This window comes from Streptomyces sp. NPDC044719 (genome assembly GCF_056433405.1).
The window spans coordinates 531,385-551,357 of the sequence record NZ_JBWKHE010000002.1; the positions used below are offsets into that span (position 1 = coordinate 531,385).

At 71.3% G+C, this 19,973-nt stretch carries 17 protein-coding genes and 1 pseudogene; 11 read left to right on the plus strand and 7 right to left on the minus strand.

Going from position 1 to position 19,973, the window contains the following annotated elements:
• Window positions 1-20: 20 nt before the first annotated feature.
• Entirely contained in the window at window positions 21-1,127 is a 1,107-nt protein-coding gene (locus tag AC07DF_RS09170) for an XdhC family protein (protein ID WP_478968494.1), read from the minus strand.
• Window positions 1,128-1,314: 187 nt separating this feature from the next.
• Between AC07DF_RS09170 and AC07DF_RS09175 the strand changes: the two genes are divergently transcribed.
• Together AC07DF_RS09175 and AC07DF_RS09180 are read left to right on the plus strand one after the other, a co-directional pair.
• Window positions 1,315-3,285 (plus strand): GTP-binding protein, encoded by a 1,971-nt coding sequence (locus AC07DF_RS09175; protein ID WP_478968498.1) that lies wholly within the window; start codon window positions 1,315-1,317, stop codon window positions 3,283-3,285.
• An 82-nt stretch (window positions 3,286-3,367) separates the two neighbouring features.
• Window positions 3,368-5,227 carry a cellulase family glycosylhydrolase gene (locus tag AC07DF_RS09180; RefSeq protein WP_478968500.1) on the plus strand — a complete coding sequence of 620 codons (1,860 nt, stop codon included), beginning with the start codon at window positions 3,368-3,370 and terminating at the stop codon, window positions 5,225-5,227.
• On the opposite strand, the gene AC07DF_RS09185 is transcribed toward AC07DF_RS09180, so the two are convergent.
• Window positions 5,224-6,477, minus strand: coding sequence for a YncE family protein (locus AC07DF_RS09185; RefSeq protein WP_478968502.1), 1,254 nt, complete (start codon window positions 6,475-6,477; stop codon window positions 5,224-5,226). The two genes, AC07DF_RS09180 and AC07DF_RS09185, sit on opposite strands and share 4 nt — an antisense overlap.
• A gap of 128 nt (window positions 6,478-6,605) precedes the next feature.
• Here AC07DF_RS09185 and AC07DF_RS09190 point away from each other — a divergent pair.
• Window positions 6,606-7,259: pseudogene (locus tag AC07DF_RS09190) on the plus strand (TetR/AcrR family transcriptional regulator); the annotation flags it as partial.
• Here AC07DF_RS09190 and AC07DF_RS09195 read toward each other — a convergent pair.
• Window positions 7,141-8,262 (minus strand): GlxA family transcriptional regulator, encoded by a 1,122-nt coding sequence (locus AC07DF_RS09195; protein WP_478969472.1) that lies wholly within the window; start codon window positions 8,260-8,262, stop codon window positions 7,141-7,143. The pseudogene AC07DF_RS09190 and the gene AC07DF_RS09195 sit on opposite strands and share 119 nt — an antisense overlap.
• Window positions 8,263-8,411: 149 nt before the next feature.
• Between AC07DF_RS09195 and AC07DF_RS09200 the strand changes: the two genes are divergently transcribed.
• The gene (locus AC07DF_RS09200; RefSeq protein WP_478968504.1) at window positions 8,412-9,293 is read left to right on the plus strand and encodes an NAD(P)-dependent oxidoreductase; all 882 of its coding nucleotides are present in this window, start codon (window positions 8,412-8,414) and stop codon (window positions 9,291-9,293) included.
• Window positions 9,294-9,298: 5 nt separating this feature from the next.
• On the opposite strand, the gene AC07DF_RS09205 is transcribed toward AC07DF_RS09200, so the two are convergent.
• Window positions 9,299-9,649 (minus strand): hypothetical protein, encoded by a 351-nt coding sequence (locus AC07DF_RS09205; protein ID WP_478968506.1) that lies wholly within the window; start codon window positions 9,647-9,649, stop codon window positions 9,299-9,301.
• Window positions 9,646-11,253 (minus strand): aa3-type cytochrome oxidase subunit I, encoded by a 1,608-nt coding sequence (gene ctaD, locus AC07DF_RS09210; protein WP_478968508.1) that lies wholly within the window; start codon window positions 11,251-11,253, stop codon window positions 9,646-9,648. Before ctaD ends, AC07DF_RS09205 begins: the two co-directional genes overlap by 4 nt.
• Window positions 11,254-11,358: 105 nt before the next feature.
• Here ctaD and AC07DF_RS09215 point away from each other — a divergent pair, with 105 nt between their 5' ends.
• Together AC07DF_RS09215 and AC07DF_RS09220 are read left to right on the plus strand one after the other, a co-directional pair.
• Window positions 11,359-11,910, plus strand: a complete 552-nt coding sequence (locus AC07DF_RS09215) for an RNA polymerase sigma factor (protein ID WP_478968511.1) — start codon at window positions 11,359-11,361, stop codon at window positions 11,908-11,910.
• 209 nt (window positions 11,911-12,119) lie between these two features.
• Window positions 12,120-13,115 (plus strand): CU044_5270 family protein, encoded by a 996-nt coding sequence (locus AC07DF_RS09220; protein ID WP_478968516.1) that lies wholly within the window; start codon window positions 12,120-12,122, stop codon window positions 13,113-13,115.
• Between the two features lie 18 nt (window positions 13,116-13,133).
• Here the strand turns inward: AC07DF_RS09220 and AC07DF_RS09225 are convergent, their stop codons facing one another.
• Together AC07DF_RS09225 and AC07DF_RS09230 are read right to left on the minus strand one after the other, a co-directional pair.
• Window positions 13,134-13,499 (minus strand): nuclear transport factor 2 family protein, encoded by a 366-nt coding sequence (locus AC07DF_RS09225; RefSeq protein ID WP_478968519.1) that lies wholly within the window; start codon window positions 13,497-13,499, stop codon window positions 13,134-13,136.
• A gap of 127 nt (window positions 13,500-13,626) precedes the next feature.
• A complete protein-coding gene (locus tag AC07DF_RS09230) occupies window positions 13,627-15,381 on the minus strand; it encodes an ABC transporter ATP-binding protein (protein WP_478968521.1) in 1,755 nt (584 codons plus the stop codon).
• Window positions 15,382-15,563: 182 nt separating this feature from the next.
• Between AC07DF_RS09230 and AC07DF_RS09235 the strand changes: the two genes are divergently transcribed.
• From AC07DF_RS09235 to AC07DF_RS09255, 5 genes are all read left to right on the plus strand, one after another.
• Entirely contained in the window at window positions 15,564-16,652 is a 1,089-nt protein-coding gene (locus AC07DF_RS09235; protein WP_478968526.1) for an S-(hydroxymethyl)mycothiol dehydrogenase, read from the plus strand.
• Window positions 16,652-17,281, plus strand: a complete 630-nt coding sequence (locus tag AC07DF_RS09240; protein ID WP_478968529.1) for an MBL fold metallo-hydrolase — start codon at window positions 16,652-16,654, stop codon at window positions 17,279-17,281. The genes AC07DF_RS09235 and AC07DF_RS09240 overlap by 1 nt, the downstream gene beginning before the upstream one ends.
• A gap of 103 nt (window positions 17,282-17,384) precedes the next feature.
• Window positions 17,385-18,299 carry an SDR family oxidoreductase gene (locus tag AC07DF_RS09245; protein WP_478968532.1) on the plus strand — a complete coding sequence of 305 codons (915 nt, stop codon included), beginning with the start codon at window positions 17,385-17,387 and terminating at the stop codon, window positions 18,297-18,299.
• Window positions 18,300-18,327: 28 nt separating this feature from the next.
• A complete protein-coding gene (locus AC07DF_RS09250) occupies window positions 18,328-19,113 on the plus strand; it encodes an SDR family NAD(P)-dependent oxidoreductase (protein ID WP_478968534.1) in 786 nt (261 codons plus the stop codon).
• A 155-nt stretch (window positions 19,114-19,268) separates the two neighbouring features.
• Window positions 19,269-19,964: a L,D-transpeptidase family protein gene (locus AC07DF_RS09255; protein ID WP_478968536.1), complete on the plus strand. Its 696-nt coding sequence runs from the start codon at window positions 19,269-19,271 to the stop codon at window positions 19,962-19,964.
• Window positions 19,965-19,973: the final 9 nt, after the last annotated feature.

Consider the following 19,973-nt stretch of genomic DNA (forward strand, 5'->3'; position numbering starts at 1 on the left):
GGGGAGCGGCCCGGGTGTGGTCAGGAGGACCGGTGCGGATGCACCGCTCCCTCCGTGGTGGTCAGCGGGGCGCCGCTGCCGCCCCAGCGCAGTGCGACGATCTCGGCGGCGACGGACACCGCCACCTCCTCGGGGGTACGGGCCCCGAGATCGAGCCCGACCGGTGAGCGCAGCCGGGACAGCTCGTGTTCCGTGAGGCCGGCCTCGGCCAGTCGTTCCGCCCGGTCGGCGTGGGTGCGGCGGCTGCCCATCGCCCCGATGTAGGCGGCCGGCCGGCGCAGCGCCTCCTGGAGCAGCGGCACGTCGAACTTGGGGTCGTGGGTGAGGACGCAGATCACCGTGCGCGCGTCGGTGTCCGTGTCGCGCAGATAGCGGTGCGGCCACTGGGCGACCACCTCGACGCCCTCGGGGAAGCGCCGGGGCGTGGCGAAGGCGGGCCGGGCGTCGCAGACGGTGACCCGGTAGCCGAGGAAGTCCCCGATGCGGGCCACGGCCGCGGCGTAGTCGATGGCGCCGAAGACCAGCATCCGCGGCGGCGGCGCGAAGGACTCCAGGAAGACGCTGACGGAGTCCTCACGGCGCTGCCCCCGCGGCCCGTAGTGCCGCAGACCGGTGGCGCCCAGGGCGAGCTCGCCCCGGGCGTCGGCGGTGACGGCCGCGTCCAGGCCGTTCGCGCCGAGCGTGCCGGTGGCCCCATCCGGCCGGACGGCGAGCGTCGCTCCGCGCGGCGCCGGGCCGTCGGTCACCGTGGCGAGAATGACCGGATCACCCGCGGCGACCGAGGCGGCGACCGCGCCGAACGCGGGATCCCGCGCGGGCGTCACGGGACGCACCAGCAGCGTGATCTCGCCGCCGCAGGTCAGGCCGACGGCGAAGGCGTCCTCGTCGCTGTAGCCGAAGGTCTCGAGACGCGCCTCGCCGCTCGCCACGACGTCCCGCGCCAGCTCGAACACCGCGCCTTCGACACAGCCCCCGGACACACTCCCCACGACCTCCTCGCCCGGGCCCACCGCCATCGCCGCACCCGGGTCGCGCGGCGCGCTGCGGCTGACCTCGACGACCGTCGCGAGGCCGAACGGAAGCCCGGCCGCGTACCAGCGGCCCAGCGCCGGGAGGATGTCACGCACGATCCGCTCCTTCCACGCACCGCGCCGGGTACCCCGGCCGGGATTAATTCCGTTGTGGCCCCTCGGGCCGGTCTGCTGCACTGCACGGGACAGCGACGTCACCGAGTCCCGAGGAGCCAGCAGATGCGCACTGCGTTCATGTCCCCCCAGCCAGGAACGGACCTCTCTCCGAAGGACATGACGCTTCGTGCACATGCTCAACCTTGGAATCCTCGCCCATGTCGACGCCGGTAAGACCAGCCTGACCGAGCGGTTGCTCCATTCGGCCGGGGTGATCGACGAGATCGGTAGCGTCGACGACGGGAACACCCGCACCGACACCCTCGCGCTGGAGCGGCGGCGCGGCATCACCATCAAGTCCGCGGTCGTCTCCTTCCCCCTGGACGGTGTGACGGTCAACCTGATCGACACCCCAGGCCACCCGGACTTCATCGCCGAGGTCGAGCGCGTGCTCGGGGTGCTGGACGGCGTCGTGCTCGTCGTCTCCGCCGTCGAAGGGGTGCAGGCGCAGACACGGGTGCTGATGCGTACGCTCCAGCGGCTGCGCATCCCGACCCTGCTCTTCGTCAACAAGATCGACCGGCGCGGGGCACGGTACGAGGAGGTGCTGCGGGCGATCTCGGCCCGGCTGACACCCGCGATCGTGCCGATGGGAACCACGACCGGCCTCGGCACGCGCCGGGCGCGTTTCACGCCAGGGCCCGTCCCGGCCGCGCTCGACGTCCTCACCGGCCACGACGACACGCTGCTGTCCGCGTACGTCGAGAACACCGTCACGGACGCCCTTCTGCACGCCTCCCTCGTCGCTCAGACCCGGGAGGCCCTGGTCCACCCCGTCTTCTTCGGCTCCGCCGCCACGGGCGCCGGTGTGGACGCCCTCCTGGCGGGCATCGAGGAACTGCTGCCGCCGGCCGGCGGGGACGCTGACGGGCCGGTCTCCGGGACCGTGTTCAAGGTCGAGCGGGGTCCGGCGGGGGAGAAGGCCGCCTACGTCCGGCTGTTCTCCGGCACCCTGCGCACCCGCGACCGGATCCCGTTCGGAACGGACGGCGCCGAAGGCCGGATCACCGCGATCAGCGTCTTCGGGGAGGGGACGGACACCCGTGGCGACGCCGTCGTGGCCGGACAGATCGCCCGGCTCTGGGGACTCGGCGACATCAGGATCGGCGACGCGATCGGCGAACCCCGCAAGGCGTACGAGCACTTCTTCGCCCCGCCCACCCTGGAGACCGTCGTCGTCCCGGGCCCCGACGTGCACGGCGGCGCACTGCACCTCGCGCTCACCCAACTCGCCGAACAGGACCCGCTGATCGGCCTGCGCCACGACGAACGGCGGCAGGAGACCTCCGTGTCCTTGTACGGCGAGGTGCAGAAGGAGGTCATCCAGGCCACCCTCGCCGAGGAGTACGGGCTCGACGTCACCTTCCGTGAGACCACGCCCCTGTGCGTCGAACGGCTCGTCGGCACGGGACACGCCGTGGAGTTCAACAAGAAGGACGCCAACCCGTTCCTCGCGACGGTCGGCCTGCGCGTCGACCCCGCACCGGTCGGCTCCGGCGTCGGCTTCCGGCTGGAGGTGGAGCTCGGCTCCATGCCGTACGCCTTCTTCAAGGCCGTCGAGGACACCGTGCGCGAGACCCTCGACCAGGGCCCGCACGGCTGGCGGATTCCCGACTGCACGGTCACCATGACCCACAGCGGCTACTCGCCCCGCCAGAGCCATGCCCACCAGGGCTTCGACAAGAGCATGTCGAGCACCGGCGCCGACTTCCGCGGTCTGACCCCGCTGGTGCTCGTCGAAGCGCTGCGGCGGGCCGGGACCAGGGTCCACGAGCCGATGCACCGCTTCCGTGTCGAGGCCCCGGCGGACACGCTCGGCGCGCTGCTGCCGGTGCTGGCCGCGCTCGGCGCCGTACCGCAGACGACCGAGACCCGGGGCGCGGGCTGCGTCCTGGCGGGCACGGTGCCCGCGGCGCGGGTGCACGAACTGGAGCAGCGGCTGCCCGGGCTCACCCGCGGCGAGGGCGAGCTGGAGAGCGTCTTCGACCACTACGCGCCCGTCGCGCACGGCACGGTTCCGCGGCGCCCGCGCACCGACCACAACCCACTGAACAGGAAGGAGTACTTGTTGAATGTGACACGAAGAATGGCCGGATGACGTGTGCGAGCCGGCCGAGCGGGAACTTACTCCAGAGTCAGGGGTGTTGACGGTGTCCTGATATCGCCGGACTGTAGTGGACATGCCAACTATTCGGGCACGTCTCCTGGTTGTCCTGGCTGTCCTCTTCGGCTCCGTGACGGTGGCGGGCGTCCCGCCGGCCACCGCCGCGCCCCCTCCCGGCTCCCTCTGGTTCGACGACCCGACCGTCACCGTGCGGGACGGCCGCTTCACCGACGCCTCCGGCCGCGAGATCGTGCTCCGCGGCTACAACGTCTCCGGCGAGACCAAGCTGGCGGAGAACGGCGGCCTGCCCTTCGCCTCGGTCGCCGACGCGAAGAAGTCGGCGACCGCCCTGCGCGCCCTCGGCGGCGGCAACACCGTCCGTTTCCTGCTCTCCTGGGCGTACGCCGAGCCCGAGCGCGGCAAGGTGGACACGGCCTACCTGGCCGCCGCCACCGACCAGATGCGGGCCTTCCTCGACGCCGGCATCCGCGTCTACCCCGACTTCCACCAGGACCTCTACTCCCGGCACCTCTTCGACGCCGACAGCTGGTACACCGGCGACGGCGCCCCCAAGTGGGCGGTGGACGCCGGGAACTACCCCGACGAGTCCTGCGGGATCTGCCTCTTCTGGGGGCAGAACATCACCCAGAACGAGGCCGTGAAGCGAGCCTCGTACGACTTCTGGCACAACGCCCACGGCGTGCAGGACGCGTTCCTCGGCACCGCCGAGAAGACCATGGCGTACGTGCGACAGCACCTGAGTGCCGACCAGTTCAAGGGCGTCGTCGGCTTCGACCCCTATAACGAGCCGCACGCGGGCGTCTACGACTCCGGGCAGACCAGCCGCGCCTGGGAGAAGGACGTGCTGTGGCCGTTCTACGAGAAGTTCCGGGCCCGCATGGACACGGCAGGCTGGCGGGACAAGCCCGCCCTCGTGGAGCCGAACCTCTTCTGGAACGCCAACCTCGACTTCCAGAAGCAGGAGGGCGGCCTGCTGGACGCCGGCACGCTCGGACCGCGCTACGTCTTCAACACCCACTTCTACGACCAGAAAGCCATCTCCGGCGTCTTCATGTGGGGCAAGGCGGTCGACGGCCAGTACGTCAACGACTTCCGCACCGTCCGCGACCGGGCCGCCGCCGGGCGGACCGCCGCCGTGGTCAGCGAGTTCGGGCACCCGCTGGCCGGCAATGTCTCCGGCAAGGCGCCGACCGTCCTCAAGGGGATGTACCAGGCCCTCGACTCAACGCTGAAAGGGGCCGACTGGTGGTCCGACCCGGCCGCCTCGGGGCCCGTGCTCTCCGGCTCGCAGTGGCAGTGGGACATCTACAACGGCCGGCACCGCGAGCTGATGAACGGCAACCCCGACAAGGCCCTCACCACCGGTGACGCCTGGAACGACGAGGACCTGTCCGCCGTGCGACTCGACGACTCGGGCAAGCCCGTGCTGCGCCAGGACGCCCGGCTCCTGGACCGCCTCTACCCGAGCGCCACGGCCGGCAGGACCGTCGGCTTCACCTACGAGGACCGCTCCCGGGACGGCTCGACCACGCTGACCTGGAACCCGGTGCCGAGCTCGCTGCCGAACGTGCAGCGGCTCGTGGGATCGGGACAGTACGGGCTGCTTCTGTGGCGCTCGGACGGCGGCTCGGCACCCACCGAGCTGCACCTGCCCGCGAGCTTCCCGACCTCGTCCACCACGGTCGTCTCCGACCTGGGCACGGCCCACGCCCCGCCGGCGTACACCTCGACGACCCCGGTCGGCGTGGCGCAGGAGCCCGGCGGCACGGGAAGCCGCCGCCTGCTGCTCACCGCGCCCGACTCGGGCGTCCTGCACTACGCGCTGGTGACCAACGGGGCGACGGCTCCCTCGGCGGACCTGCTGAAGGCGGCCCGCTCCGAGCTGGCGGCATGGGCCGCGAAGGAGGCCGGCTAGCCGGCCGGGCTCGTCCAGCCGGCCTCCACATGGCCGAGCCGGACGCGCTGCGGGTGGTCTCCGACCGGCACGGACACGACCTTCTTCCCGGTGGCGAAGTCGATGGCCGTGACCTGGTCGGAGCCGCTCTCGGAGACCACACAACTCCTGCCGTCACCGCTGACCGTGGCCCAGTAGGGCTTGGCGGCGGTGACGAGCGGGCCCTCCTGGAGGGTGGCGCGGTCGACGACCGTGGCGTAGTCGTCCATGGTGCCCGCGACGCAGAGCTTGCGGCCGTCCGGGCTCATCGAGAGGCCGTGGTGGCGGGAGTCGTTGACGAACGTCGTGCGGTCGTCGCTGGTCGCCGGGTTCTTCGGCAGGGTCTTCGTGCGGGTGATCTTGTCGGTGGCCAGGTCGTACTCGAAGAAGCCGTTGAAGAACGACACCTGGAAGTACAGCTTCGACTCGTCCGGCGAGAACACGGCCGGCCGGACCGCGTCCGAGTAGTCCTTGAGACCGATCGCGTCCAGGCGCTGGCGCATGTCGATGACCTTGACCTGCTGGTACGTGGTCGCGTCGATGACGGTGATGCGCCGGTCGCCCTTCGTCCAGTCCAGCCACGGGGCGTCGCTCTGCGTGTTCACCTCGCCGATCGACATGTTGTAGATGTACTTGCCGTCCTTGGTGAAGATGTTCTCGTGCGGCTTGTCCCCGGTGGCCGCCTTGCCGAGCTGTCTGCCGGTCTCGATGTCCAGCACGTGCACGGAGTTGCCGGTCGACGCCGACACCGCGACCCGCTTGCCGTCGGGGGAGACCGCCATGTGGTCGGCGCGGAAACCGGACACCGAAAAGCGCCAGTTGATCCGCCCGGAGGCGAGGTCGATCGAGACGACGTCGGCGAAGCTCGGCCGGGAGACCACCACCGACTTCCCGTCCGGCGTGGAGTACATGTCGTCGACGAACTGGTCGTGGCCCTCGCCGACGCTGTTGCGGATCGTCATGAAGGCGATCCACCGGATCGGATCGGCGTTGATCTCCGCCATCCGCTCGTCCTTGTCGGGGACGACGTCGATCCGGCCGATCTTCGCGAAGTCGCCGGTGGACCTGATGACATCGGCGGTGCCTTCCCAGTTGTTGCCCACGAACAGCACCTCGCGCAGCGCGGCGGAGGCGTCCGGGGCGTCCGCGTGGGCAGCGGTCGCGGGGACGGTGAAGGTCAGGGCGAGGGCGGCGGCTACGGAGCACAGGTGCCGTCGTCGGAAAGCAGGCATGACTGCTCCTTGGAATCTGAACACACGTGATTTCAGAATGAACTTACTGAAAAGTAAGGAAGGGGCGGCCTTCTCCACAAGAGCGCGTGCACGACAAAATCGGTGTTCGAACCACGAAGGGAGAGCCGGTGCCGGGCAGACTCAGAGCGCCGACCGGCCGCTACGGTGGCAAGACGGCCGAGGAGCGGCAGGCCGAGCGGCGCCGGCGGTTCCTCGACGCCGCCCTCCAGCTGTTCGGCGACACCCCCGGCTTCCGCTCCGCCACGGTCGCGGCACTCAGCGAGGCCGCCGGACTGTCCACCCGCCAGTTCTACGAGGAGTTCCGCACCCTCGAGGACGTGCTCGCCGCGCTGCATCTCCAGGTCAACGGCTGGGCCGAGACGGCGGTCCTGGAGGCCGCGGCCGCATCCGCCGAACTACCGCTGGTCGAGCGCGCCACCGCGATCTTCCGCGCCTACGCCGGGAACCTCGCGGCCGATCCGCGCCGGATCCGCATCACGTTCGTCGAGATCATCGGCGTCAGCCCACGCCTGGAGGAACAGCGGCTCGCCCGCCGGGCCGGCTGGGTCGGCCTCATCTGCGCCGAGGCCGACGCGGCCGCCGCGCGCGGGGAGGCCGCACCGCGCGACTACCGCCTCGCGGCGACGGGCTTCATCGGCAGCGTCAACGGCCTGCTGCACGACTGGAGCGCGGGGTGGGTCGACGCGACCCTGGACGAAGTGGTCGAGGAACTGGTCCGGCAGCTGCTGGCGATCCTGCGGCTGCCGGGGTGGACTCCCCGGACGTGAGCCGGGCCCGTGCCCGGCCGCGTCCGCCGGTTGCCGCCCCGGGGAAGGCCCGCCGGTAGTCGCCCGGCGACACCCCGATGTGCTTGAGGAAGTGGTGACGCAGGTTGTTGGCCGTGCCGAGGCCACTGAGCTCCCCGACCTTCTCCACCGGCAGGTCCGTCGACTCCAGCAGTGACCGGGCGCGCCCGAGCCGCTGGTCGAGGAGCCACTGGAGAGGAGTCGTCCCGGTGGCCGCCTGGAGGCGCCGGTAGAACGTACGCGGGCTCATCGAGGCCCGCCGCGCCAGATCGGCGACCGTCAGCGGCCGGTCGAGGTTCGCCCGCGCCCACTCCAGGACGGGAGCCAGCCCCTCGTCGTCGCTGGGCGGCACCGACAGCTCGATGAACTGCGCCTGCCCGCCCGGCCGGTGGGCGGGCACCACCATGCGGCGCGCCAGCTGGTTGGCGACGTGCGCGCCCAGATCGCGCCGCACCAGATGCAGACACAGGTCGAGGCCGGCGGTGAGCCCGGCGCTGGTGAGGACATCACCGTCGTCCACGTACAGCACCGACTCGTCGACCTGCACCTTCGGGTACCGCTCGGCCAGCCGGTCGGTGTGCATCCAGTGGGCGGTCGCGCGGCGGCCGTCGAGCAGTCCCGCCTCGGCGAGCGCGAACGCGCCGGTGCAGAGGGAGACCATGCGGGCGCCCGCGTCATGGGCGCGCCGCAGGGCGGGGACCAACCCCTCCGGCAGCGGCCTGCCCTCGTCGACGCAGGGGTCCGGCACCGAGGGCACGATCACCGTGTCCGCGTCCGCCAGATCGTCGAGTCCGTAGCGGGTCCGCAGGGTCAGCCCGTGGCCCTGCGCACCCTCCCGCGCCCCCGCTCCCGTCCCGCAGAGCCGCAGGTCGTACCAGGGATCGGCCAGATCCGGCTGCGGCTTGCCGAACACGGTGCAGGGGATGCTCAGTTCGTACAAGTCCCACGACGGAACCCCGATCTCCTCGGTCACGACCACGGCGACGGAACCAGCACCCATGCCCGGAAGCCTATGGCAGGAATTTGGTGGACGCCGTCACCACTGTCACTGTTCCCGATCTTCGCGCCCTGCGAGCGTTGCCGTACGTGATCACGCATCACCTACGCACACTTCACGAGGAGTTGGGCATGAACGCAGAACCGCAGGCCGTCACCGTGCTCGGACTGGGCTCGATGGGCTCGGCGCTGGCCGCCGCGCTGCTGGACCGGGGCCACCCGACCACCGTCTGGAACCGCACCCCGGACAAGGCCCGCCCCCTGGTCGAGCGAGGCGCCCGCCTTGCCGCCTCGCCCCAGGAGGCTGTCACCGCCTCCGCGCTGACCATCGCCTGTGTGCTGGACTACGAGGCGCTGTACACGGTCCTCGACCCGGCCGCCGGCGACCTCGACGGCAGAACCCTGGTCAACCTCACCTCCGGCTCTCCCGAGCAGGCTCACGAGGCCGTCAAGTGGGCCCACGCCCACGGGGTCGGCTACCTCGACGGAGCCATCATGACCACCCCGCCCGGCGTCGGCGACCCCGCCATGATGTTCCTGTACAGCGGCTCCCGGCAGGTCTTCGAAACCCACCGCCCCACGCTGACGGCCCTCGGCGACCCGCTGTACCTCGGCACCGACCCCGGCCTCGCCTCCCTCTACGACGCCGCGCTGCTCGGCCTGATGTGGTCCACCATGACGGGCTGGCTGCACGGCACGGCGCTGGTCGGCTCCGAGGGGACGCCCGCCGCCGACTTCACCCCCGTGGCGATCCGCTGGCTGACCGCCGTGACGGGCTTCCTCACCAGGTACGCCGCCCAGGTGGACGCGGGCCGCTACCCGGGCGACGACGCCACCGTCGATGTACAGATCGCGGCCATCGACCACCTCATCCACGCGGCGGCGGCCCGGGGCATCGACAACGCGCTGCCCGAGCTGCTGAAGGCGGCCATGGAGAAGGCCGGCGCGGCGGGTCACGGACAGGACAGCTACGCCAGCCTGATCGAGGTACTGCGACCCCGAGCGCGGGACTGAGCGGGCTAGCCCGACCCCAGCACCACCAGGTTCACAGCGACCACCAGCGTGACTCCCAGCAGCAGGGCGGCCAGCAGACGTGCGCGGAGCCCGCGGTACACCGCCTCGTACTCACCCCGCAGTTCCTCCCCGCGGCGTGCCGTCCGCTGCCAGGAGGCCCGGGTGAGGCCGAGGTGCTCCTCGGCGAACAACCGCTCCACCTCTTGCCGTTGGGCCTCCGGCAGCCAGTCGAGCCCGGCGGTGAAGCGCTCGGCGGCCGCCCGGGCCTCCTCGCGGGCCGCGGCGGCGAGCAGATGGCCCTCGACCTCGTGGTGGAACGCCCGCAGGTCCGCGGGGAGACCCTCCATCGCGGTCATCGGAGCGTCAGCTCCCTCTCCGCCGCGGCGACCTGAGCATGGTGCAGGTCGAACGCCGGGGATTCGCTGCGGATCCGCGGCATGGTGATGAAGTTGTGGCGGGGCGGCGGGCAGGAGGTGGCCCACTCCAGGGAGCGGCCGTAGCCCCACGGGTCGTCGGCCGTGACCCGCTCGCCGTACTTCGCCGTCTTCCAGACGTTGTAGAAGAACGGCAGCATCGACATGCCGAGCAGGAACGAGGAGATGCTCGACACCGTGTTGAGCGTCGTCAGGCCTTCCACCGCCAGATAGTCGGGGATCCGCCGCTGCATGCCCTCCGCGCCCAGCCAGTGCTGGACGAGGAACGTGCCGTGGAAGCCGGTGAACAGCGTCCAGAAGGTGATCTTGCCGAGGCGCTCGTCCAGCATCTTGCCGGTGAACTTCGGCCACCAGAAGTGGAAGCCGGAGAACATCGCGAAGACCACGGTGCCGAAGATGACGTAGTGGAAGTGGGCCACCACGAAGTACGAGTCGGAGACGTGGAAGTCGATCGGCGGCGAGGCCAGCAGCACACCCGTGAGTCCGCCGAACACGAACGTGATCAGGAAGCCCATCGCCCACAGCATGGGGGTCTCGAACGAGAGGCTTCCGCGCCACATGGTGCCGATCCAGTTGAAGAACTTCACACCGGTCGGGACCGCGATCAGGAAGGTCATGAAGGAGAAGAACGGCAGCAGCACACCGCCGGTGACGTACATGTGGTGCGCCCACACCGTCACGGACAGACCCGCGATCGCGATGGTCGCGCCGATCAGACCCGTGTAACCGAACATCGGCTTACGGGAGAAGACGGGGATGACCTCGGAGATGATGCCGAAGAACGGCAGGGCGATGATGTACACCTCTGGATGGCCGAAGAACCAGAAGAGGTGTTGCCACAGCAACGCGCCGCCGTTGGCGGAGTCGAAGATGTGGGCGCCGAACTTGCGGTCCGCCTCCAGGGCGAACAGCGCGGCCGCGAGGACCGGGAAGGCGAGCAGGACCAGCACACCGGTCAGCAGCACGTTCCAGGTGAAGATCGGCATGCGGAACATCGTCATGCCCGGGGCGCGCATGCAGATGATCGTGGTGATGAAGTTGACCGAGCCGAGGATGGTGCCGAAGCCGGAGAAGGCCAGACCCATGATCCACATGTCGGCGCCGATGCCCGGGCTGCGGACCGCGTCCGAGAGCGGGCTGTAGGCGAACCAGCCGAAGTCGGCCGCGCCCTGCGGGGTGAGGAAGCCACCGACCGCGATGAGCGAGCCGAACAGGTACAGCCAGTAGGCGAACATGTTCAGCCGCGGGAACGCCACGTCGGGCGCGCCGATCTGCAGCGGCATGATCCAGTTCGCGAAACCGGCGAACAGCGGCGTCGCGAACATCAGCAGCATGATCGTGCCGTGCATCGTGAACGCCTGGTTGAACTGCTCGTTCGACATGATCTGCAGACCCGGACGGGCCAGCTCGGCGCGCATGAACAGCGCCATCACGCCACCGATGACGAAGAACGCGAACGACGTCGCCAGGTACAGCGTGCCGATCGTCTTGTGATCCGTGGTCGTCAGCCACTTGAGGTGCCTCATGCCCCGCCTGTGTCCGCGCCCCGCCCGGGAGTCACACTGCACCGACGCGACGAGCATCACGAAACGGGGTGTGACGATCTAGAAGGTGCCGGACAGGAACGGGACATGAGCGACGACGAGATCTTCGCCGCTGCCTACCGCGAGCACTACTGGGCGGTCAGCCGCTATGTCGCACGGCGACTGGACGGGCGGGCCGGCGAGGTGGAGGAAGTGGTGGCGGAGGTGTTCACGGTCGCCTGGCGGCGCCGGGCCGACCTGCCGCCCTCCCCGCTGCCCTGGCTGTACGGCGTGGCACGCAACTGCCTGGCCAACGCGGTACGCGGCCACGGACGCCGCCGTCGGCTGGTCGACCGGCTCGGCAACGACGACACGGCTCATGGGCGGCACGTCGCGGTGGGCCCCGAGGCCGACACACCCGGCGCCTGGGTCCACGAGGCACTGTCCCGTCTCTCCGCGGCCGACCAGGAGGTGCTGCGCCTGACGGCCTGGGAGGAACTCGGCATCGACGAGGTCGCGGTCGCCCTCGGCTGCGGCAGCCGGGCCGCCGCGATGCGGCTGCACCGGGCCCGCCGCCGCCTGAGAACCGAGATCGACCGCATGGCCCCCGAGCGCGCCAAGGCCGACGCGCACTCCGTTGGAGGGCGGGACGATGACTGACCCGTCTTCCGGGACGACCGGCGGTGTCCGGCACCGTGCCTCGTGTCCGTCGCCGCCGACGGCAGAGGCGTGTGCCGCGTCGGGGGCCGTCCCTCGTCGCGCTCGCGCCGCCCGCACCTCCTCCCCGAGCGAGGCCCCGACGGCCGGCGAGACCAGTGCCCCGCGCTCCCCGCTCGCCCCCCGCATGACCGCCCCGAAGGAACACGGCCATGGCTGACGAACTCGAACTGCTGCGCGGCGCCAACCCGGTGCCGCACGACGCCCCCCACTTCGGCGACGGCCCCCTGGACCACAACGCCGAGCGCGGGCTCGAGCGGCTGCTGCGTGAGCGGCCCTCCGGCCGTCTGCGGGACCGGCTCCTGCCGGGCCAGGGCCGGCCCCGGCTGGCCTGGGGGCTCGTGGCCACGGCCGTCGTCGCCCTGGCCCTCACCCTCGTGCTGAGCGGCCCGGACACCACACCGGCGGTCGCCGCACCCCGCCCGCTGGTGGTGCAGTCCGGCTCCACCCCGGTGTCGCTGGACCGGCTGGCCGAACGTGCCGAACAGGCCGCGGCCGACGGCTCGCCCCGTCTGCGCAAGGGCACGCACGTGCAGTCCTGGAGCCTGGGCATGTCGGACGACAAGCCCCCGATCACCCTGCCCGAGGAACGCATCGTGCGCTGGCGGGCCGATGCCAGCCACACGGAGCTCGTCGTGGCCACCGACCCGAGGCACCCGGGCCGCCCGGTCCTCTCCGGCGCGGGCGGTGAGCCGCACCTCGTCGACGACGGACACGTCATCAGCGACCGGACGTACCCGCCGAGCTGGAGCGACGCCCCGCCCCACTCACCCCCGCCGCGGGATCCGGCCCGGCTGCGCGACTACCTGAGGGAAACCAGGTTCACGGACACGCCGTTGACCACGCCGGAGCTGCTGGACGCCGTGGCCACCCTGCTGGACAACTGGACCCTCGGCGTCAGGGAGAGCGCGACACTCGCCCGGCTCCTGGCCGGCTCCGAGGGGTTGCGGCCGGTCGGCCAGGTGACCGACCGGCTGGGCCGCCGCGGCCAGGCCTACGTGAACGACACTCAGGGCGTCCGCCGGATGCTGATCATGGACCCGGACACCGGCGCCGTTCTCGGTCTGGAGAGCACCCTCACACGCCCCGACCCCCAGTACGGGGTAGAGAAGGGCGCCGTCATGTCGTACAGCGCCTGGATGCGCTGATCACACCCCAGGCAGGCCCTACTCGTCCCAGGCCTGGACCAGGGTCTGTTCGGTGATCTTTCCGCCGCGCAGCGAGAGCATGGACTCGGACAGGACGCGCACGCCGTCCGCGTACTCGCAGCTCTCGCTGTAGGCGGCCTCGTCGCCCTGGACGACGCACCGCTCCAGCTTGTGCGTCATGTCGCGGCTGTACACGTCCTCGAGCATCCGGCCGATCTCGTTCCGGCCGTGCAGGACCTTGGGGTGGCTGGGCTGGGTCGTACGGTCCACGATGCGGAGCTCCGCGTCGTCGGCGTAGAGGGAGAGCAGCATCTCCGGGGTCTGTCCTTCCACGCCCTGACGCAGGATCTCTCGGTCGAAGGCGGGTTCTGCCGCGGTTCCCATGATGATGACCTCCTTCGAAGGGCCGCGACCCGGCCGGGAGCGGGCCGCGAGAAGCCTCACCCTTGAGCCTCCTCCCGCCCGCCGGGCTCGGCAAGCGCAGCCGGGTCACCGGGCCCCGCACACCGGCTCAGTCGGCCGCGGCCAGGAACTGGGTCGCCGCCAGCTCCGCGTAGAGCGGGTCCGAGGTCACGAGTTCGCGGTGGGTGCCGACGGCCCGGACCCGGCCCGCGTCCATCACCACGATGCGGTCGGCCATCGTCACCGTGGACAGCCGGTGCGCCACGACGAGGACCGTGGTCGTACGGGCCACGTCCGCGACGGTGTCGCGCAGCGCCGCCTCGTTCACCGCGTCCAGCTGCGAGGTCGCCTCGTCGAGCAGCAGCAGCCGGGGGCGGCGCAGCAGGGCGCGGGCGATGGCGACGCGCTGCCGCTCACCGCCCGACAGCTTGGTGCCGCGGTGCCCGACGAGCGTGTCGAGCCCGGCGGGCAGACGGGACACCAGACCGTCGAGACGGGTCGTCTTCAGCACCCGTGCGAGGGCGTCCTCGTCCGCCTCCGGATTGCCCAGCAGCAGGTTGTCCCGCAGCGAGCCCGACAGGACCGGCGCGTCCTGCTCCACATAGCCGATCGCGGCCCGCAGTTGGGGCAGCTCCCAGTCGGACAGGTCCCGGCCGTCGAGTGTGATCACACCGGAGTCCGGGTCGTAGAACCGCTCGATCAGCGAGAAGACGGTGGTCTTGCCGGCGCCGGACGGGCCCACGAACGCCGTCATGCCCTGCGCGGGCACGGCGAACGTCACGCCGTGGTGGACGTACGGCAGGTCCTCGGCATAGCGGAAGCGGACGTCGTCGAAGGCGAGGGCGGCGGGCCGGGCGCCGGGGGAGGGCAGCGGCGCGAACCGGGCGGACGGCTCCGCGGGCAGGCGCAGCGCCTCCTGCATGCGGGTGAGGGCCGCGGCGCCCGTCTGGTACTGCGTGACGGCGCCGACGACCTGCTGTATCGGCGACATCAGGTAGAAGACGTACAGCAGGAACGCGACCAGCGTGCCCACGTCGACGGCGCCGGTCGCGACGCGGGCGCCGCCCACCGCGAGCACCGTGATGAAGGCGATCTGCATGGAGAGCCCCGCCGTGTTGCCCGCGGCCGCCGACCACTTGGCGGCCCGCACGCTCTGCCGCCAGGACTCCTCGGCCGCCTCGTGCAGCGTGTTCTCCTCCCGGTGCTCGGCACCGGACGCCTTCACGGTGCGCAGGGCGCCGAGGACCCGCTCCAGCGAGGCACCCATGACACCCACCGCGTCCTGCGCCCGCCGGCTCGCCTTGTTGATGCGCGGCACGATCACACCGAGGATCACCCCCGCACCCGCGATCACGGCCAGCGTGACGCCCAGCAGCACGATATCCACCAGGCTCATCATCACGATCGTCGCGACGAGCGTGAGACCGCCCGTGCCCAGACCGACCAACGAGTTGGTGGTGACCTGGCGCAGCAGCGTGGTGTCGGAGGTGATGCGGGCCATCAGGTCCCCGGGTTCGCTGCGGTCCACGGCCGTGATCCGCAGCCGCAGCAGATACGACGACAGGGCCCGCCGGGCGCCGAGCACCACCGACTCGGCGGTGCGCTGCAGCACGTACGAACCCAGGGCGCCCACCACCGCGTTGGCCAGCACCAGCGCTGACATCGCCAGCAGCGCTCCGGTGATGGCCCTCTCGTGCGACAGATCGTCGATCAGGCCCTTGGCCACGAGCGGCAGCAGCAGCCCGGTCGCCCCGGTGACCAGCGAGAGCACGGCACCGGCGGCCAGGGACCAGCGGTGCGGCCGAACGTATCCGAGGAGCAGCCGCCAGGGAGGTATGGCGGTATCGGTCTCTGTGAGGCTCACGTCGCTCCTTCGGCGTCGGGCGGAGCGTTCAGGCTACGGCGCGGGCCTCGCGAGGCGCCCTGATGTTCGCCGGTGGGCGAACTCGTGATCATGCCTCTGAGGTGGCCGATCCGTGCCCCTTACCGATCAGTCGCGCGTAGGGTCGGAAGGGACGGACCCCGGCCGACGAAGGAGTCAGCGCGATGGCGCAGGAAGTACGCGGTGTGATCGCACCAGGCAAGGACGAGCCGGTGCGCGTCGAGACGATCGTGGTGCCCGACCCCGGCCCCGGGGAGGCGGTCGTGGCCGTCCAGGCCTGCGGGGTGTGCCACACGGACCTGCACTACAAGCAGGGCGGCATCAACGACGAGTTCCCTTTCCTGCTCGGCCACGAGGCAGCGGGCGTGGTCGAGGCCGTCGGCGACGGCGTCACCGATGTCGCGCCCGGCGACTTCGTGATCCTCAACTGGCGCGCGGTGTGCGGCACGTGCCGGGCCTGTCTGCGCGGGCGGCCCTGGTACTGCTTCGACACCCACAACGCCGGGCAGAAGATGACCCTCGCCTCGACAGGCCAGGAGCTCTCCCCGGCCCTCGGCATCGGCGCCTTCGCCGAGAAGACGCTGGTCGCCGCCGGGCAGTGCACCAAGGTCGCCCCGGACGTCGCCCCGCAGGTGGCCGGGCTGCTCGGCTGCGGTGTCATGGCCGGCATCGGCGCCGCGATCAACACCGGCAACGTCGGCCGGGGCGACACGGTCGCCGTCATCGGCTGCGGCGGCGTCGGTGACGCGGCCGTCGCCGGGGCGCACCTGGCCGGAGCGGCGCGGATCATCGCCGTCGACATCGACGACCGCAAGCTGGAGACCGCGCGGACGATGGGCGCCACCCACACCGTCAACTCGCGCGAGACCGACCCGGTCGAGGCCATCCGCGAGCTCACCGGCGGCTTCGGCGCCGACGTCGTCATCGAGGCGGTCGGCCGCCCGGAGACGTACAAGCAGGCCTTCTACGCCCGCGACCTCGCCGGCACGGTCGTCCTCGTCGGCGTGCCCACCCCGGAGATGAAGCTCGAACTGCCGCTGCTCGACGTCTTCGGCCGCGGCGGATCGCTCAAGTCGAGCTGGTACGGCGACTGCCTGCCCTCCCGCGACTTCCCCATGCTGATCGACCTGCATCTGCAAGGGCGCCTGGACCTCGGGGCGTTCGTCACCGAGACCATTCAGCTCGACGAGGTGGAGAAGGCGTTCGAGCGGATGCACCACGGCGACGTGTTGCGCTCGGTGGTGGTGCTCTGATGGCCACCCGAGTGGAACACCTCGTCACCTCCGGCCGGTTCAGCCTCGACGGCGGCACCTGGGACGTCGACAACAACGTGTGGATCGTCGGCGACGACCACGAGGCGATCGTCATCGACGCCGCCCATGACGCCGACGCCATCGCCCGGGCCGTCGGGGACCGCAGGCTCACGGCCATCGTGTGCACCCACGCCCACAACGACCACATCGACGCCGCCCCCGCCCTCGCAGAGCGCACCGGCGCCACGATCTGGCTGCACCACGACGATCTGCCGCTGTGGAAGCAGACCCACCCGGACCGTGAGCCCGACGCCTGGCTGGTCGACGGCCAGACCATCGAGGCCGGCGGGGCCGACCTGCGGGTCCTGCACACCCCGGGGCACGCGCCCGGCGCGGTGTGTCTGTACGACCCCGGCCTCGCCACCGTCTTCACCGGCGACACCCTCTTCCAGGGCGGCCCCGGCGCCACCGGCCGGTCCTTCTCGCACTTCCCGACGATCATCGACTCGATCCGCGACCGCCTGCTCACGCTGCCGCCGGGGACGAAGGTCCTCACCGGCCACGGCGACCCCACGACCATCGGCGCGGAGGCCCCGCATCTCGAGGAGTGGATCGCCCGCGGCCACTGACCGCGTGCGGCCAGGACACACCGACAGGAAAAGACGACAGAAGATGTCCGGCTTACCCGTCACCCTGAAGGCGACAAGCAGCCACGGTCACAGGAGGTCGGACATGTCAGCTCCGCTGAAGGGCAAGGTCGCACTGGTCGCCGGTGCGACCCGGGGAGCCGGACGGGGCATGGCGGTGGAACTCGGCGCGGCGGGCGCCACCGTCTACGTCACCGGACGCAGCACGCGCACCCGCCGCTCGGAGTACGACCGGCCCGAGACCATCGAGGACACCGCCGACCTGGTCACCGAGGCCGGCGGGCAGGGCATCGCCGTACCCACCGACCACCTCGACCCGGCACAGGTCCGCACCCTCGTGGAGCGGATCGACCACGAGCAGGGGCGCCTCGACGTCCTCGTCAACGACATCTGGGGCGGCGAGAAGCTCTTCGAGTGGGACGCCTCACTCTGGGAGCACGACCTGGACAAGGGCCTGCGCCTGCTCCGGCTCGCCGTCGAGACCCATGCGATCACCAGCCACCACGCGCTGCCCCTGCTGCTGCGCCACCCCGGCGGCCTGGTCGTCGAGGTCACCGACGGCACCGCCGACTACAACGGCGCCAACTACCGCGTGAACTTCTTCTACGACCTCGCCAAGGCCTCCGTCCTGCGCATGGCCTTCTCCCTCGGCCACGAGCTCGGATCGCGCGGCGCCACCGCCGTCGCCCTCACACCCGGCTGGCTGCGCTCGGAGCTCATGCTGGAGCACTTCGGCGTACAGGAGGAGAACTGGCGCGACGCCCTGGAGCGCGTCCCGCACTTCGCCATCTCGGAGACCCCGCGCTACGTCGGCCGGGCCGTGGCCGCGCTCGCCGCCGACCCGGAGGTGGCGCGCTTCAACGGCCAGTCCCTCTCCAGCGGCGGCCTCGCCCAGGTGTACGGCTTCACCGACCTGGACGGCAGCCGCCCGGACGCCTGGCGTTATCTCGTCGAGGTCCAGGACGCGGGCAAGCCGGCCGACACGAGCGGCTACCGCTGAGCCACCCCCGGGGCAGTACGGTCGGCCCATGACGGACACCAGGCGCTTCGAGGGGTACGGGGTTCTCATCACCGGCGGGGCACGCGGCATCGGCGCCGCCACCGCCCTCCGGTTCGCGCGGGAGGGGGCACGGGTCCTGGTGGCCGACCAGGACCCGGCCGCGGCCACGCGGACCGCGCGGGCCCTGCGGGACGAGGGGCTCACGGCCGAGGGGATCGCCTGCGACGTGGCCGACCGGGCGGCCGCCGAGGCCGCCGTCGCCCACGCCGTCGACACCTTCGGCTCGCTCGACGTGCTGGTCAACAGCGCCGCCCACTGCTCGCCCGACGCGCCCCTCTTCGAGGACGAGCCGGACGAGTCGTGGGCGCGGGACCTCGACGTCACTCTGTCCGGCGCGTACCGCTGCTGCCGTGCCGCGTTGCCGCACCTGGCCGCCTCGGGCCGCGGCGCCGTCGTCTCCATCGGCTCGGTCAACGGCCTGCAGGACTTCGGCAACCACGCCTACAGCGCCGCCAAGGCCGGCCTGGGCTCCCTGACCCGTACCCTCGCCGGGCACGCCGCCGCCCGCGGGGTCCGCGTCAACCTGGTGGTGCCGGGCACGGTCCGCACCACCGCCTGGGAGGGCCGTGACGAGGACCTGGAGGCGCTGCGCCGGCTGTACCCCTTGGGCCGGGTCGGCGAACCGGAGGACATCGCGGCGGCCGTCACCTTCCTCGCCTCCTCCGACGCCTCCTGGATCACCGGCACCACCCTGGTCGTCGACGGCGGCCTGACCGCCGTCAACACGGGTTTTCACGACGCCCTGCGACCCTAGGCCGTGCCCCCAGGGGCCCCTGGCGTGCGGCCGGCCGCGCGGTGAGGTATGTCACCGTTTCGTCGCAGGCCGCACCCCCGCACAACCGAAGTCGCCCTGCGCCCGTCTAGCTGGCAGAACACCGCAGACTCACTCCGCGAAAGGGCTGACCAGCCATGGGGGACGTACGCAGACGGGGAGCCGTCGCACTCGGGATCACCGGCCTGGTGGCACCGCTCACACTCGCGCTCGGCGCCACCCCGGCGCAGGCCGCGAGCTGCACCACGCAGACCGGCCCGTACCAGAAGCAGGTGGAGAAGTTCCTCGGCCGTCCGGTCGACGGCAAGCAGTCCGCCACCGACTGCAAGGCGATCCGCGCCTTCCAGACCAAGCACGGCATCTCCCCGAACGCCGGCTACGCCGGACCCGTCACCTGGGGCGTGATGGACCTGATGCTGAAGCAGAAGGCCGTCGGGACGAACCCCAACAAGGACGGCAAGTGCCCGGTGAACAAGGGCCGGATCGCCTGCGTGAACCTGACCCTCCAGCTGAGCTGGATCCAGGACGGCAAGAAGCTCGTCTACGGCCCGGTCCCGGTCCGTACGGGCCGCGACGGCTACGAGACCCGCACCGGCCTGAAGAAGATCTACTGGCGCAACATCGACCACGTCTCGTCCATCTACGACGTGCCGATGCCCTACGCCCAGTTCTTCGACGGCGGGCAGGCCTTCCACTCGGTCGGCGTCAGCATGTGGAACCCGCCGGGTTCGCACGGCTGCGTCAACATGACCAAGACCGACGCCAAGAAGTACTGGTCGCTGCTGAAGAAGAACGACGACGTCTTCGTGTACGGCCGCAAGCCGGGCACCTGATCCAGGCAC